The sequence below is a fragment of the Blastococcus sp. SYSU DS0533 genome, assembly GCF_054050775.1.
The window spans coordinates 79,524-94,912 of record NZ_JBJGZZ010000009.1; the positions used below are offsets into that span (position 1 = coordinate 79,524).

A 15,389-nucleotide genomic window follows, 5' to 3' on the forward strand; every position below is an offset into this window, starting at 1 on the left:
GGCGTCGCCGCCCCCTGACCGGGGACGTCCTCCGCACATGCTGGCACGCCTCTCCACCGGCGTGGGACCGGCATCCCGCCGCAGCCGGCGGATGGGGGACACCCCTGAGGGTGAGACGACGCACACCGGGTCAAGCGCCGCCCGGCGCCGGTCGACCACCTGACCATGCTGGGCATGCGCACGGACGCGCCGCCGGACTGCCGGCCACTGCTCGCCGACGCCGACGACCTGACGCTGGCGTTCCAGCCGATCGTCGACCTCGCCACCGCCGGCATCGCCGGCTACGAGGCGCTGGCCCGCTTCCCCGGCTCGACCGGACCCGACGTCTGGTTCGCCGCCGCCGCGGAGGTGGGGCTCGCCGCCGAGCTCGAGGCGCTGGCCATCCACAAGGCGCTCGCCGCCGTCGACCGCCTGCCGGCCGGCACCTTCCTGACCGTGAACGTCAGCCCCCACCTCCTGGGGGCCGAGGTCGTGGAGAAGGCCTTCGCCACCCGTCCCGACCTGCACCGCGTCGTCGTGGAGCTCACCGAGCACGCACCGGTCGACGACCTGGGTGCCCTGCGCCGGCAGACCGACGCCCTGCGCCGGCGCGGCGCGCTGATCGCCGTGGACGACGCCGGCAGCGGCTACTCCGGGCTGCAGCAGCTCGCCGCCGTGCGGCCGCAGCTGGTGAAGCTCGACCGGGCCCTGGCCTCCGACCTCGACGGCGACCCCGTCCGCACGGCGCTCGTGGAGATGATCGGCGAGTTCACCGGCCGCGTCGGCGCCTTGCTGCTCGCCGAGGGCGTGGAGACGCCCGCGGAGCTCGCGACGTTCACCCGCATCGGCGTGCCCCTGGCCCAGGGCTGGCTGCTGGGCCGCCCGGCGCCGGAGTTCCGGCCGCTGGATCCCGACGTCGTCCGGCTGGTGCGCGCCCAGACCGCACGGGCCCGGCTGACCGAGAGCGTCGTCAGCCTGGTCCGCCCGGTGCGCCAGTGCGTGCTGGGCGAAGAGCCCGTGACACCCCCCGCCGTCCTGGTGGGACCACAGGGCGAACCCACGGCGTTGCTGCTCCGCGACCCGCGGACCGGCGAGGTGCACACCGCACCCGTCTCCCTCCGGGTGCACCCCTCGACCGGCATCGAGGACACCCTGCGCCGGGCGCTCACCCGCCCGCCCGCGCACCGCTTCGACCCCGTCGTCTGCACCGACCCGGCCGGCCACGTGCTCGGGCTCCTGCGGATCGAGGACCTGGCATCCCCCGCGAGGGCCGACCGCTGACCCCGTCAGGGGAGAGATCACCGTGAAGCGCTTCGCCTGCGGCGACACCATCCCCGGCGCAGGCTCGGGCTCCACCGCCGCCGACGAGGACGGCGTCTCCGTGCAGGCGGTGCGGCACCGGTGCTCAGCACGGCATCGACGAGGTGACTCCGGAGCTCGCCGCGACGGTGCGCGCGCACATCCACGAGGCCTGGAGGGCGCGCGCCCCGGTGCCCGCTCGACGGGTCGCGGGGCCCGTGACGGCTGTGATCAGCGGGTCAGCTGCGGGTTTCCCGGCACCCCCCACTGGCCAGACCTCCAGGCGGCATGACACCGTGCCCCCCGGCCCGGAATCCCGCGAGACCGGGTGCCCGCACCCCGCCAGGCGTCGGTGCGGGAACCCCGGTGGCGCTCAGCGCGTCCGGGTGGAAGAGCCGGCTGCGTGCCGAGGACACGGCACCGCCACCCCCTACGGAAAGGTTGCTCCATGAACAAGGCCGAACTGGTCTCCGCCATCGCCAAGCGCGCCGACGTCCCGGCCTCGACCGTCGACTCGGTCCTCGCCGGTCTGCAGGACGAGCTGGTCGACGCCATCACGCGTGGCGAGAAGGTCGCCGTCTCCGGGCTGATCACCGTCGAGCGCACCCAGCGCTCCGCCCGCACCGGCCGCAACCCGCAGACCGGTGAGTCGATCGACATCCCCGCGGCCAACACCGTCAAGGTGACCGCCGGCTCGAACCTGAAGAAGGCCGCGAGCTCCGTCCCGGTCTGATCCGGTCGCGCCCGCAGCCGGGCAGGCGCCGCGACCCCGTGCGTCCGGGCTCACAAGGGCGTGAGCCAGGATGCCGGTCGAGGCGTCGCCCGGCGGCGGGCGACCCCGGGGACGGGAGGTGGGCGTGAACGACGACCTGCAGGTGGGCACCGACCCGGCCGAGGTGGGGCTGGACCCCGCCCGGCTGGCCCGCATCGACGGCCGGCTGAACCGGTACGTCGAGGACGGCCAGCTCCCCGGGTTCCTGGTCACGGTGGCCCGCCACGGGCACCTGGTGCACGTCGGCCGCGGGGGCTTCCGCGACGTCGAGGCGGGGCTCCCGGTCGAGACCGGGACCCGCTGGCGCATCTTCTCGATGACGAAGCCGGTCACCTCGGTCGCGGCGATGATGCTGTACGAGGAGGGGGCCTTCCAGCTCACCGACCCGATCGCCCGGTGGCTGCCCGAGTTCGCCGAGACCCGCGTCTACGTGGCCGGCTCGGCGATGAAGCCGGTGACCAGCCCGCAGGTGGAGCCGATCCGGGTGCGGCACCTGCTCACCCACACCTCGGGCCTCACCTACGGCTTCCACCACGCCCACCCGGTGGACGCCATGTACCGCGCGATGGGCCACGAGTGGGGCACCCCGCCCGGCGCGGACTCGGCCGAGGTCTGCCGCCAGTGGGCCTCGGTTCCGTTGGTCTTCCAGCCCGGCAGCGAGTGGAACTACGGCGTCTCCACCGATGTGCTCGGCCGGCTCGTCGAGGTCGTCTCCGGCCAGTCCCTCGACGAGTTCTTCGAGCAGCGCATCTTCGCGCCGCTGGGCATGCGCGACACCTCGTTCGGGCTCCGCGACGACGACGACGTGCCGTCCCTCGCCCGGCTCTACGGCGCCGTCCCGGGGCAGCCCGGGGCTGCCGCGACGGGCTACGCACCCCTGGACGCGATGGGGCAGGCCGCCCACCGCAAGCCGGCGTTCCTCTCCGGCGGCGGCGGGCTGGTCTCCACGGCCGGTGACTACCTGCGGTTCGTCGAGATGCTCCGGCGCGGCGGGTCCTACGACGGCGGACGGCTGCTGGGCCCGCGCACCCTCGCGCACATGGTGGCCAACCACCTCCCCGGCAACCAGGACCTGGAGACCTTCGGCCGCCCGCTGTTCGCCGAGACCCCGCTGCGCGGCGTCGGCTTCGGCCTCGGGTTCTCGATGGTGATCGACCCGGTGCGCTACGGCGTCGTCTCGTCCGTCGGCGACTACAGCTGGGGCGGGGCGGCGTCGACGGCGTTCTACGTGGACCCGGTCGAGGACCTCACGGTCAGCTTCTACACGCAGCTACTGCCCTCGAGCACGCTGCCGATCCGCAACTACCTGCGCCAGCTGGTGAACCAGGCGATCGTCACCTGAGGTCGCCCTGGGCATAGGAAGCTCTACCTGCGTTCCGAGGCCCGGAAACGCAGGTAAAGCTTCCTATGCCTCCGCGCCGTGGGGTCTCAGAGGTAGCGGCGGTAGACGACGGTGGCGACCATCGCCGGCTTGCTGCCGCCCTCGACCTCCACGGTGACGGCGAGGTTCATCTGGACGCCGCCCTCGAACGGCGTCGCCGCCTCGAGCGTGGCCCCGGCCCGCACCCGCGCGCCTACGGGCACCGGAGAGGGGAAACGCACCTTCTCCGTGCCGTAGTTGACGCCCATGCGGAACCCGGTGATCTCGACGATCTGCGGGATCAGGGCGGGCAGCAGCGACAGCGTCAGGTAGCCGTGCGCGATCGGCCCGCCGAAGGGGCTCTCCCTCTTGGCCCGCTCGGGGTCGACGTGGATCCACTGGTGGTCACCGGTCGCCTCGGCGAACTGGTTCACCTGCTCCTGCGTGATCGTCACCCAGTCGCTGTAGCCCAGGTGCTGCCCGACCAGGCCCTGGACCCCCTCGACGCCCTCGGCCGTCGTCTGCGCCATCTGTCTGCCTCCTCGTGGACGGTCTGGTTGGCTGACTCCACCACACACCACGATGGGACGGGGAGCGGGTTGCTGCGACTGGGGGCCCTCGACGTGCCCGACGGCGCGTTCGTGGTCATGGCGATCGTCAACCGCACCCCCGACTCGTTCTACGACCGCGGCGCCACCTACGAGCTGGCCGCGGCCGTCGAACGGGTCGACCGGGTGGTCGCCGAGGGCGCGGACATGGTCGACGTCGGCGGGGTGAAGGCCGCACCCGGCGAGGAGGTCTCCCCCGCCGAGGAGGTGCGCCGGACCGTCGACCTGGTCGCGGCGATCCGGGCGGCGCACCCGGCGCTGCCCATCTCCATCGACACGTGGCGGGCCGAGGTCGCCCGCGAGGCGCTCGCGGCCGGCGCCGACGTCGTCAACGACGCCTGGGGCGGGGTGGACCCGGAGCTGGCCGCGGTCGCGGCCGAGGCGGGCGCGGGGATCGTCTGCACGCACGCCGGCGGGCTGCCGCCGCGCACCCGGCCGCACCGGATCTCCTACGACGACGTCGTCGCCGACATCGTGGCCCGGACGACCGCGCTGGCCGAGGCCGCCGTCGCTGCGGGCGTGGACCGCGAGCGGGTCCTCGTCGACCCGGGGCACGACTTCGGCAAGAACACCCGGCACTCGCTGGAGGCCACGCGCCGGCTCGGCGAGCTGGTGGGCACCGGCTGGCCGGTCCTGGTGGCCCTGTCGAACAAGGACTTCGTCGGCGAGACCCTCGACGTGCCCGTCGGCGAGCGGCTCACCGGCACGCTGGCGGCGACGGCCGTGAGCGCGTGGCTGGGCGCGCGGGTGTTCCGCGCCCACGACGTCGGCCCGACCCGGCAGACGCTGGACATGGTGGCGTCGATCCGGGGCACCCGCCCGCCGGTGCGCACCGTCCGCGGCCTGGCCTGAGCGCCCGCCGCCCCGCGCCACGATCAGGTCACCTCACCTGATCGTGGCGCGTCCTCCCCGGCGGTGGGTGGTGAGGGTGGACGCGCTGCGGTGAGGGAGGACGCGCAGCGGTGCGGGTGGAGGCGCTGCGGTGAGGGGCCTCCACCGAGGGACGACGTCCGCTGCCGGGGGGAGGACCGAGGGCCCGCATCCGCGCCCCGATAGGTTGCCGGCCATGTCCGCCACCGGCTTCCTGACCGCCGACGAGCTCAACGCCCTGCTCCCGGGCACGCTGCCGGGGCTGCTCGGCATCGTCGTCGACACCCACGAGCCCGGCCGGCTCACCAGCCACCTCGACGTCCGGTCCGAGCTGCTGGCGCCCAACGGGTACCTGCACGCCGGCACCGTCGTCACCCTGGCCGACACCAGCTGCGGGCTGCCGACGCGCGCGCTGCTGCCCGAGGGGTCCAGCGGGTTCACCACCATCGAACTCAAGAGCAACCACCTGAGCACCGCCCGGGAGGGGCGCCTCTCCTGCGAGGCGACCAACGTGCACGCCGGGCGGACGACCCAGGTGTGGGACGCCGTCGTCCGCAACGCCGCTACCGGGAGGACGATCGCGCTGTTCCGGTGCACCCAGTCGGTGCTCTGGCCCAGGTGAGCGGGCGAACCCGCCGGTAACCCGCTTGTGAGCGGCGGCACCGCGGGTGTGAGACTGGCGCCACACACCATGCGAGGAGGAACACCCGTGGCGCTGTCGAGCCCGTATCCCGACGTCGAGATCCCGAACCTCTCCGTCCCCGAGTTCGTCCTGGCGGCCGGCCGCGAGAAGCCCGATTCACCGGCGCTGATCGACGGCCTCAAGGGCGACGTGATCACGCACGGCCAGCTGGCCCAGTACGTCGACCGGGTCGCGGCCAACCTGCACGCCCGCGGCCTGCGCAAGGGCGACGTCGTCGCCGTCTTCTGCCCCAACACCCCGTGGTTCCCGGTGGTCTTCCACGGCATCGCGGCCGCCGGCTGCGTGATGAGCCCGATCAACTCGCTCTACACGCCCGACGAGATCGCCTTCCAGCTGAAGGACTCCGGCGCGAAGATCCTCATCACCATCGGGCTGTTCCTGGACCGCGCCACCGCCGCGGCCGAGAAGTCGCCGGTCGACGAGATCATCGTCCTCGACGGCGCCGAGGGGCACGCCAACCTGTTCGACCTGCTCGGCGCCGACGCGCCCTCGGTCCAGGTGGACATCGACCCGGCCAACGACCTGGTCACCCTCCCCTACTCCAGCGGCACCACCGGCCTGCCCAAGGGCGTCATGCTCACCCACCGCAACCTGGTGGCGAACGTGGCCCAGTGCCTGCCGCTGCTCAGGACCGGCGCGGACGAGCGGATCATCGCCGTCCTGCCGTTCTTCCACATCTACGGCCTGACCGTCCTGATGAACCAGGGCCTGGCGCTGGGCGGCGCGGTGGTGACCCTCCCGCGGTTCGAGCTCGAGGACTTCCTGCGCACGATCCAGGACCACAAGATCACCCGGGCGTTCGTGGCGCCGCCCATCCTGCTGGCGCTGGCCAAGCACCCGCTGGTCGACCAGTACGACCTGTCGTCCCTGACCTCCATCACCTCGGGCGCGGCCCCGCTGGACGAGCAGCTCGCCCTCGCCGCCCAGACCCGGCTGCGCAAGGGGGCCGACACCGGCGTCACGGTGGGCCAGGGGTACGGCATGACCGAGCTCTCCCCGGTCTCGCACACCACCCCCGACCCGTCCGCCATGCCCTCCGGCGTCACCGGCGACGTGCCCAAGGGCTCGGTCGGCTTCGCCATCCCCAACACCGAGTGCCGGCTGGTCGACCCGGGCACCGGCCAGGACGCCGCGCCCGGCGAGCGGGGCGAGCTGTGGGTCCGCGGGCCGCAGGTCATGAAGGGCTACCTCAACAACCCCGACGCCACCGCGGGCACGCTCGACAGCGAGGGCTGGCTGCACACCGGCGACGTCGCGATCGTCGACGAGAACGGCTGCTACACGGTCGTCGACCGGGTCAAGGAGCTGATCAAGTACAAGGGCTACCAGGTGGCCCCGGCCGAGCTCGAGGCCGTGCTGATCAACCACCCGGAGATCGCCGACGCCGCCGTCATCGGTGTGCCCGACAAGGAGAGCGGCGAGGAGCTGCCCAAGGCCTTCGTCGTCCGTGCGCCGGGCTCGGAGATCACCGAGGACGCCGTCATGGCCTACATGGCCGAGAAGGTCGCGCCGCACAAGAAGATCCGCTTCGTCGAGTTCATCGAGCAGGTGCCGAAGTCGGCGGCGGGCAAGATCCTGCGCAAGGACCTCAAGGCCCGCGCGTAACCGACGACGACGGCGCCGCGTCCCCCAGGGGCGCGGCGCCGTCCCGCGTCCGGAGCGGCCACACCGCCGTCCCCGCACGAGGCGGCCCTACCACGCCGGCCGCCCCACGGCGACGGCCCTAAGGTCGGGGCCATGCGTGCGGTGACGATCACTGAGCCCGGCGGTCCCGAGGTGCTGACCTGGGCGGAGGTGCCCGACCCGGTCTGCGGCCCCGGTGAGGTGGTCGTCGACGTCGTCGCCACGGCGGTGAACCGGGCCGACCTGCTGCAGCGGCAGGGGAACTACTCGCCCCCGCCGGGCGCCACGCAGGTCCTCGGCCTCGAGTGCAGCGGGATCATCAGCGAGGTCGGCGAGGGCGTGACCGGCTGGTCCGTCGGCGACGAGGTGTGCGCGCTGCTGGCCGGCGGCGGCTACGCCGAGCGGGTCGCCGTCCCCGCCCCCCAGCTGCTGCCCCGGCCGTCGGGGGTGGAGCTGGCGACCGCCGCGGCGCTGCCCGAGGTCACCTGCACCGTGTGGTCCAACGTGTTCATGCTGGCCGGGCTCCGCCGTGGCGACACCTTCCTGGTGCACGGCGGGTCCAGCGGCATCGGCACGATGGCTATCCAGCTCGCCGCCCGCGCCGGCGCCCGCGTGCTCACCACGGCGGGGACGGCGGCGAAGCTGGACGTCTGCCGCGAGCTGGGCGCCGACGTGGGGATCAACTACCGCGACGAGGACTTCGTCGAGCGGGTGCGGGAGGCGACCGACGGCCGCGGGGTCGACGTCGTCCTGGACAACATGGGCGCCAAGTACCTGGCCCGCAACGTCGACGCCCTCGCCGTCGGCGGCCGGCTGGTGGTGATCGGCATGCAGGGCGGGCGGAAGGCGGAGCTGGACCTGGGCAAGCTGCTGGCGAAGCGCGCCTCGGTGCACGCCACCGCGCTGCGGTCGCGCCCGGTGGACGGCCCCGGCGGCAAGGCGGAGATCGTCGCGGCGGTGCGCCACGACGTCTGGCCCGACATCGAGCGCGGCACGATCCGGCCGATCGTCGACCGCCGGCTGCCGATGTCGCGGGCGGCCGAGGCCCACCGGGTCGTCGAGGCCAGCGAGCACGTGGGCAAGGTCCTGCTCGTCACCGGTGACTGACGACCCCGTCCAGAGTTCCTCGCGAGCCGGCGAGCGATGACGAGGACGGGGTCCTTCCTCAGCGGGGGCGGAGCGCGGCGACGGCGTCGATGATGCGGCCGACCTCGTCCGCCGTGTTGTAGTGCATCAGCCCCAGGCGCACCGCTCCCCCGCCCTCGTTCACCCCGAGCGCGTCGAAGAGCTCGCGGGCGTAGAAGTCGCCGTCCCAGGCGCAGACGCCTGCCCGGGCGAGCTCGGCGGCCACCTGGCGGGGGCGCATGCCGGCGACGGTGAACGACACCGTGGGGGTGCAGCGCTCGGGCTCGCCGATCACCTGCACGTGCCGCATCGCGCGCAGCGCCTGGTCGAGCCAGTCGAACAGGTCCCCCTCGTGCCGCGCGACGGCGGCCATCGAGACGCGGAGCCGGTCGCGGCGGCTGCCGGCGGCGTCGCTGCACAGGCCCGCCAGGTGGTCGACGGCGGCGCTCACGCCGGCGTACAGCTCGAACGGCGGCGCCCCGGTCTCGAAGCGGTCGGGCACCCGGTCCGGCGAGGGCAGCAGCTTGTCCGGCTGCAGGTAGGCCAGGAGGTCGGGATCGGCGACCACCGCGGCGACGTGCGGGCCGCACCACTTGTAGGCCGACACCGCCAGGAGGTCGGCCCCCAGCGAGGCCTTGTCCAGGAACACGTGCGGCGCGGCGTGCACGGCGTCGACGTAGACCAGCGCCCCGACGGCGTGGGCCTGCGCGGCGATACCGGCGACGTCGGGCCGCGTGCCCAGCGCGTTGCTGGCCGCGGTGACCGCGACCAGCCGTGTGCGCCGGTTGAGCAGCTCGGCGTACTGCCAGGCCGGCAGCTCACCGGTCTCGATGTCCACCTCGGCCCACCGGACCCGCACGCCGGTGGTGGCCGCGAGCTGCACCCAGGGGCGGACGTTGGCATCGTGGTCCAGCCGGCTGAGGACGATCTCGTCACCGGGGCGCCACGTCCGGGCCAGCGCGCGGGCCATGCCGTACGTCAGCGCGGTCATGCTCGGGCCGAGGACCACGCCCCCGGGCCGGCCGCCCACCAGGTCCGCGACGGCCGCGCGCGCTCCGGAGACCAGCGCCTCCGCCCGCCCGGAGGCCGGGAACACCCCGCCCCGGTCGGCGACGGGCATGCGCATCGCGGACCCCACCGCGTGGGCGACGTTCTCGGGCACCAGCGAGCCGGCCGGGCCGTCGGCGTGCACGTACCCGTCGGAGAGCGCCGGGAAGAGGCCGCGGACCTGCGCGACGTCCAACCGGCCCCCCGATGACATGGGCCGCACCCTAGTTCGTGCACCAGGTCGGGCCCGCGCCGTCCCGGTACCCGGCGGGCCGTCGGGGCCACCGGGCAGGATGGAGGCCATGACTGCACCGCAGAACGGCAACGAGCGCCCCCAGCAGGTCGTCGTGGTCGGCCCCGACGGGCGTCCGGTCGGCGCCGTCCCGATGCCTCCGGGCGCCGACGACGACGGCGCCCCCGGTGTCGGCGAGCTGGTCGAGCAGCCCGCGAAGGTCATGCGGATCGGGACGATGATCAAGCAGCTCCTGGAGGAGGTCCGCGCCGCGCCCCTGGACGACGCCAGCCGCAACCGGCTGCGCGACATCCACGCCTCGTCCATCCGCGAGCTGGAGCAGGGCCTGGCCCCCGAGCTGCGCGAGGAGCTGGAGCGCATCACGCTGCCCTTCAGCGAGGGCGAGACCCCCTCGGACGCCGAGCTGCGGATCGCCCAGGCGCAGCTGGTGGGGTGGCTGGAGGGCGTGTTCCACGGCATCCAGACGGCACTGTTCGCCCAGCAGATGGCCGCGCGCGCCCAGCTGGAGGAGATGCGCCGCAAGGCCCTCCCCGGTGGCCCGCAGCCGGCGCCGGGCCCCCACCCCCACCCCGGCGGCGGCCAGTACCTCTGACCCCGCCCGCGGCCGGGATCAGGTGACCTGATCATCGAGCGTCCTCCCCCACGGTGTGCGGTGAGGGAGGACGCTCGATGATCAGGTTCCCCGGGCTCAGACCCGGAAGCGGGCCACCGCGTCCTGCAGCTCGCCGCTCATCCGCGCCAGCTCCGCCGCCGCCCGCTGCGCGTCCTCGACCCGCTGGTTGGTCTCCTGCGTGCCCGCCGCCAGACCCGAGATCGCCGCCGCGATGTCCTGCGACCCGCTCGCGGCCTCGGCCACGTTGCGGTTCATCTCGTTCGTCGTCGCCGTCTGCTCCTCGACCGCCGCGGCGATCGTCGCCTGGAAGTCGTTGATCTCCCCGATGACCTGGCTGATCTTCCCGATCGCGTCCACCGCGCCGGCCGTGTCGGCCTGGATCGCCTCCACCCGCTGGGAGATGTCCTCGGTCGCCCGCGCCGTCTCCTGCGCCAGCTCCTTGACCTCCGAGGCGACGACGGCGAAGCCCTTGCCGGCCTCACCGGCACGCGCGGCCTCGATGGTGGCGTTCAGCGCCAGCAGGTTGGTCTGCTCGGCGATCCCGTTGATCAGCTTGATCACGGTGGCGATCTCCTGCGAGGAGTCACCCAGCTTGCCCACCGTGCGGGTCGTGGTCTCCGCGACGCCCACCGCCTGGCCGGCCACCCGCGCCGCCTCGGTCGCGTTGTGCGCGATCTCCCGGATCGCCGACTCCATCTGCGACGAGCCCGTCGCCACCGTGTCGACGCTCGAGGCCACCGCACCGGCCGAGGTCACGACCTCGTCGGCCTGACCGGCGGCGAGGCGGGCGTTCTCGCGCATGCCCTCGGCCGCGGAGTTCAGCTGGGACGACGCGGCCGCCAGCCGGGTGGAGGAGTCGTTGACGAGCACCAGCACGTTGCCGATCGAGTCCAGGGTCTCGTCCAGGGACGCCGCCATCTCGCCGAGCTCGGCGCCGCCGGTGCGGCCGGCACGGACGGTGAGGTCACCGGCGGCGACCTGGCCCAGCACCTCCCGGATGCGCTGGACCGGGCGCGTCACGCCGCGCGCCACCAGGAAGGCGAGCACCACGGACACCGACAGCCCGATCGGGATCATGGCCAACGTCAGTGCGCGCGCTGTCTCGTAGGCGTCCTGGGCCTCGACCGTCGTGGTCTGCGCGGTGGCCGTGGCGGAGGCCGTCGCCGCCACGAGCGACTCCCCGATGGTCGCCTCGAAGGCGTTCATCGGCTGGATGATCGCCAACTGCTGCGCGGGGGTCAGCGTGCCCGTGCCCGCGACGAGCTGCCCGAGCAGGGCGAGGTACTGGTCCGCCGCTTCGGCGAAGTCCTCGAACGCCGCCCGGGTCTCCGCCGACATGGGCAGTTCGGCGGCGGCGGCCGTGTTCTCCGCGAGCGCCTGCGCGGCGACCCCCGCCTTCTCCTGGGAAGAGGCACGGCTCTCGGCCGGCAGGGTCTGGACGTTCGCCCGAGCGGTGAAGGCGGACAGCTCCCACCAGTTCACCTGCAGCTCCCGCAGCGCATCCACCGGCACGGTGCCCTCGGCGTAGACGTTCTTCGCCTGGTCGCTCAGCACCGACATCCGCTGGATGCCGAACGCGCCCACGCCCACCGTGGTCAGGGCCACGACGAGGATGGAACCGAGCAGCCGGCCGCGCAGCCCGATGCCGGACGACCCCCGCCGGGTTCCGTCGGTCCCCGCCTCAGCCGTCGCTGCGGGGTCGTGCGCGTGATCCATGCCTGCTCGCTTCCGTGACGTCGGTCGGTCGGTCGGTCGAGGACCGTCGTGCTGCTTTTCGGTAGGCGAGCGGCCGGAATGCAGCCGAGCGGTATACCGGCTGCACCCACGGGTCGGCCGGGCGACGACAGCGCCGTCCCCGGGCCAGTCGCCGACGCCGGGGACAGCGGCCGACGTCGAGGGCAGGGCCGACGCCGGGCCCTCCGCGTCCTCCCTCACCGCGGGGCGTCCTCCCTCACGGTGTGCGGTGAGGGAGGACGCTCGATGATCAGGTCACCTGATCGGGGCGGGGGCGGGGCGGGGCGGGACGAGGCGGGTCAGAGAGCGGCGAGGAAAGCCGCGACGCCGTCGTCCTCGTTGCTGCCGGTGACGTCGGTGGCGACGGCCAGCAGGTCGGGGTGGGCGTGGGCCATCGCGACCGCCCGGCCCCCGCCGTCACGCACCCACTCGAAGGCGGCGATGTCGTTGGGCATGTCGCCGAAGACGACGACGCCCTCCGGTCCGATGCCGTGCCGGGCGGCGACCCGCGCCAGGCCCGTCGCCTTGGTCACACCCGGAGCGGAGATCTCGGCCAGCGCGTCGGTCGAGGAGGTGGTGACCGTGGCACGGTCCCCGACGACGTCGCCGACCAGGCTCACGAAGGCGTCCCGGGTCATCGACTCGTGCCGGGCCAGCAGCTTCGCGACCGGTTGCGCGATCATCTCCGCCAGCGTCGCCTCGGCCACGCCGGGCGCGTCGACGTCCCAGCGCGGCTTGTAGATCGGCTCGTGGCGAGACTCCAGGCCGTACTCGACCGCGAACCAGGTGTCGGGCTGGCGCCGCCGCAGTTCGGTGGTGACCGACTCGAGCACCTCGGGCTGCAGCGGGTCCTCGTGCTCGATCTCGAAGCGCTCCAGGTCCAGCAGCACGGCACCGTTGCAGCACACCGCCGTGCCCGAGCCCAGGACCTCGCGGATCCGGTGCATCCAGCGCGGCGGCCGCCCGGTGGCCAGGACGACAGGCACCCCGTCGGCCCGCCAGCGCGCGAGCTCGGCGGCCGTGGCCTCGCTGACCGTGTCGTCCCAGCGCAGCAGCGTGCCGTCCATGTCGCTGGCGATCAGCCGCGGCCTCCAGTCAGACATCCCGCAGCACCGCCTCCAGGTAGCGGGCGACGCCGTCGACCTCGTGCCCGCTGGTCAGCTCCGGGGCGAGCGCCTTCACCGCCGGGTGCGCGTTGGCCACCGCGACCGCACGGCCACCGGCGTCCTTGACCGCGCCCAGCATCGGCAGGTCGTTGGGCATGTCGCCGAAGACCAGGACGTCGCCGAAGTTCAGGCCCGGGTAGGTGGAGGAATAGCGCTCCAGCGCCATCGCCAGGCCGCTGGCCTTGGTGATGCCCGGCGGCAGCACCTCGATGAAGCCCAGCCCGGCGTGGGTGAGCTCGGCGTCGGCCGGGTCGACGACGGACCGGGCCCGGGCCAGCAGCTCGTCCTGCCCGAGCACCGCGGACCGCAGGAACACCTTGAGCACGGCGCCCTCGGGCAGCACCCGCCCCCGCGGCAGCAGGTGGGCCGGCTCGGGGTAGGGCCAGTCGAAGCCGTGCTGCACCCGCAGGCGCGCGTGCACCTCGCCCTGCTCGGCGGCGTCCTCGACGGCGAGGACCAGGTCACCGGCCACCGCCTCGATCTGCTCGACCACCCGCTCGGCCTGCTCGCGGGGGAGCGCGACGGCGCGCAGCACCTCGTCCCGCTCCAGGTCGACCACGAACCCGCCCTGCGAGAGGACTGCGATGCCGCGGCCGTCGAGGGCGGCGCGCACGCTGTCGAGCAGCCGGGGCCCGCGGCCGGTGACGCCGACGACGGGGATGCCGGCCGCCCAGCAGGCGTCCAGCGCCGCACGGGTGCGCGGGCTCACCTCGCCGTCGGGGCCGAGCAGCGTGCCGTCGAGGTCGCTGGCCACCAGCTTGGGCCGCCAGGGGCCCAGGTCGCCCAGCTCGACGACGGTGTCGGCCCCCTCGAGGACGCCGTGGGCGCGGATGGCCTGCGGCGTGGTGCCCGTCATGCGGTCGGCACCGGGGCCGCCAGCGTCATGCCCGGGGTCAGCACCGCCACGCCGCCGAGCCAGGGCCGCAGCGCGACCGGCACGTGCACCGAGCCGTCGGCCCGCTGGTGCACCTCGAGCAGGCAGGCGATGGTGCGGGCGATCGCGCACAGGGTGCCGTTCAGCGTGGCCGCGGTCTGGTTGCGGCCCTCGGCGTCCTTGTAGCGGATGGTGAGCCGGCGCGCCTGGAAGGTGGTGCAGTCCGACGTCGACGTCAGCTCGCGGTAGGTGCCCTGGGTGGGGAACCACGCCTCGATGTCGTACTTGCGCGTCGCGCTGGTGCCGAGGTCGCCGGCGGCGATGTCGACGACCCGATAGGGCAGCTCGAGCGCCTGGAGGAACTCCTCCTCCCATGCCAGCAGCCGCAGGTGCTCGGCGGCGGCGTCCTCCGGCCGGCAGAAGCTGAACATCTCCACCTTGTCGAACCAGTGCACGCGGATGATGCCGCGGGTGTCCTTGCCGTAGGAGCCGGCCTCGCGGCGGAAGCAGGACGACCAGCCGGCGTAGCGCTTCGGCCCCTTCGACAGGTCGAGCACCTCGTTCGCGTGCATACCGGCCAGCGCCACCTCGGAGGTGCCGACGAGGTAGAGGTCGTCGCGCTCGATCCGGTACACCTCCTCGTCGTGCTCGCCGAGGAACCCGGTGCCCTCCATCGCGCTGGGCTTGACCAACGCGGGGGCGACCACCGGGGTGAACCCGGCGGCGACGGCGCGGCTGATCGCCAGCTGGGCCAGCGCGAACTCCAGCAGGGCGCCGGGACCGGTGAGGAAGTAGAAGCGCGAGCCCGACACCTTGGCGCCGCGCTCCATGTCGATCGCGCCGAGCAGCTCACCGATCTCGATGTGGTCGCGCGGCGCGAAGTCGTAGGTGGGCACCTCGCCGACGGTGCGCAGTGTGACCGCGTCGTCCTCACCGCCGGGCGGCACCTCGTCGGCGACGACGTTGGGGATGCGCAGGTGCACCTCGCGCAGGGCGGCCTCGGCAGCGCGCTGCGCCTCCTCGGCCTCCTTGACCTCGGCGGCCAGGGCCTTGGCCCGCTCGAGCACCGCCGGGCGCTCCTCGGGTGAGGCCTTCTTCACCGCCTGCGAGGCGCTCTTCTGCTCGGCACGCAGGTCGTCGCCCCGCTTGACCGCGTCGCGCCGGGCGGCGTCGGCGGCCAGCAGCGCGTCGACCAGGGACTCGTCGGCGCCGCGGGCGCGCTGGCTGGCACGGACGACGTCGGGGTGCTCGCGCACCAGGCGCAGGTCGATCACGTCGCCATGGTGTCACCCGGGCCATCTCCGGGGCCTTCGGGCTGTTCGCCGCGACCTGCTGCCCGATCCCGCCGCGCCCTTCCCGCACC

The 15,389-nt window shown here is 73.9% G+C and carries 14 protein-coding genes; 8 read left to right on the forward strand and 6 right to left on the reverse strand.

The window, feature by feature from the left end; translation table 11 throughout:
• Positions 1-174 precede the first annotated feature (174 nt).
• The 3 genes from ACI79W_RS12550 to ACI79W_RS12560 all read left to right on the forward strand — a co-directional run bounded on the left by ACI79W_RS12550 (position 175) and on the right by ACI79W_RS12560 (position 3,392).
• Positions 175-1,260, forward strand: a complete 1,086-nt coding sequence (locus ACI79W_RS12550) for an EAL domain-containing protein (protein ID WP_456562414.1) — start codon at positions 175-177, stop codon at positions 1,258-1,260.
• A gap of 466 nt (positions 1,261-1,726) precedes the next feature.
• Positions 1,727-2,011 carry an HU family DNA-binding protein gene (locus ACI79W_RS12555; protein ID WP_091932307.1) on the forward strand — a complete coding sequence of 95 codons (285 nt, stop codon included), beginning with the start codon at positions 1,727-1,729 and terminating at the stop codon, positions 2,009-2,011.
• Between the two features lie 124 nt (positions 2,012-2,135).
• Positions 2,136-3,392, forward strand: a complete 1,257-nt coding sequence (locus tag ACI79W_RS12560; protein WP_456562415.1) for a serine hydrolase domain-containing protein — start codon at positions 2,136-2,138, stop codon at positions 3,390-3,392.
• 86 nt (positions 3,393-3,478) lie between these two features.
• Here the strand turns inward: ACI79W_RS12560 and ACI79W_RS12565 are convergent, their stop codons facing one another.
• Positions 3,479-3,940, reverse strand: a complete 462-nt coding sequence (locus tag ACI79W_RS12565; protein WP_456562416.1) for a MaoC family dehydratase — start codon at positions 3,938-3,940, stop codon at positions 3,479-3,481.
• 69 nt (positions 3,941-4,009) lie between these two features.
• Here ACI79W_RS12565 and folP point away from each other — a divergent pair, with 69 nt between their 5' ends.
• From folP to ACI79W_RS12585, 4 genes are all read left to right on the forward strand, one after another.
• A complete protein-coding gene (folP, locus tag ACI79W_RS12570; RefSeq protein ID WP_456562417.1) occupies positions 4,010-4,870 on the forward strand; it encodes a dihydropteroate synthase in 861 nt (286 codons plus the stop codon).
• Between the two features lie 214 nt (positions 4,871-5,084).
• On the forward strand, positions 5,085-5,510 hold the full coding sequence (locus ACI79W_RS12575; RefSeq protein WP_456562418.1) for a PaaI family thioesterase: 426 nt from the start codon (positions 5,085-5,087) through the stop codon (positions 5,508-5,510).
• An 87-nt stretch (positions 5,511-5,597) separates the two neighbouring features.
• A complete protein-coding gene (locus ACI79W_RS12580; RefSeq protein WP_456562419.1) occupies positions 5,598-7,196 on the forward strand; it encodes a 4-coumarate--CoA ligase family protein in 1,599 nt (532 codons plus the stop codon).
• 132 nt (positions 7,197-7,328) lie between these two features.
• A complete protein-coding gene (locus tag ACI79W_RS12585) occupies positions 7,329-8,321 on the forward strand; it encodes an NAD(P)H-quinone oxidoreductase (RefSeq protein ID WP_456562420.1) in 993 nt (330 codons plus the stop codon).
• Positions 8,322-8,379: 58 nt separating this feature from the next.
• On the opposite strand, the gene ACI79W_RS12590 is transcribed toward ACI79W_RS12585, so the two are convergent.
• Positions 8,380-9,600, reverse strand: a complete 1,221-nt coding sequence (locus tag ACI79W_RS12590; protein WP_456562421.1) for a cysteine desulfurase-like protein — start codon at positions 9,598-9,600, stop codon at positions 8,380-8,382.
• Positions 9,601-9,688: 88 nt separating this feature from the next.
• On the opposite strand from ACI79W_RS12590, the gene ACI79W_RS12595 reads away from it, so the two are divergent.
• Entirely contained in the window at positions 9,689-10,231 is a 543-nt protein-coding gene (locus ACI79W_RS12595) for a bacterial proteasome activator family protein (RefSeq protein WP_456562422.1), read from the forward strand.
• A gap of 96 nt (positions 10,232-10,327) precedes the next feature.
• Here ACI79W_RS12595 and ACI79W_RS12600 read toward each other — a convergent pair whose 3' ends face one another.
• The 4 genes from ACI79W_RS12600 to serS form a co-directional block, all read right to left on the reverse strand.
• Positions 10,328-11,968: a methyl-accepting chemotaxis protein gene (locus ACI79W_RS12600; protein WP_456562423.1), complete on the reverse strand. Its 1,641-nt coding sequence runs from the start codon at positions 11,966-11,968 to the stop codon at positions 10,328-10,330.
• 317 nt (positions 11,969-12,285) lie between these two features.
• Positions 12,286-13,089, reverse strand: coding sequence for an HAD family hydrolase (locus ACI79W_RS12605; RefSeq protein ID WP_456562424.1), 804 nt, complete (start codon positions 13,087-13,089; stop codon positions 12,286-12,288).
• On the reverse strand, positions 13,082-14,008 hold the full coding sequence (locus ACI79W_RS12610) for an HAD family hydrolase (RefSeq protein WP_456562425.1): 927 nt from the start codon (positions 14,006-14,008) through the stop codon (positions 13,082-13,084). The genes ACI79W_RS12605 and ACI79W_RS12610 overlap by 8 nt, the downstream gene beginning before the upstream one ends.
• The gene (gene serS / locus ACI79W_RS12615; protein WP_456562426.1) at positions 14,005-15,300 is read right to left on the reverse strand and encodes a serine--tRNA ligase; all 1,296 of its coding nucleotides are present in this window, start codon (positions 15,298-15,300) and stop codon (positions 14,005-14,007) included. The genes ACI79W_RS12610 and serS overlap by 4 nt, the downstream gene beginning before the upstream one ends.
• Positions 15,301-15,389 lie beyond the last annotated feature (89 nt).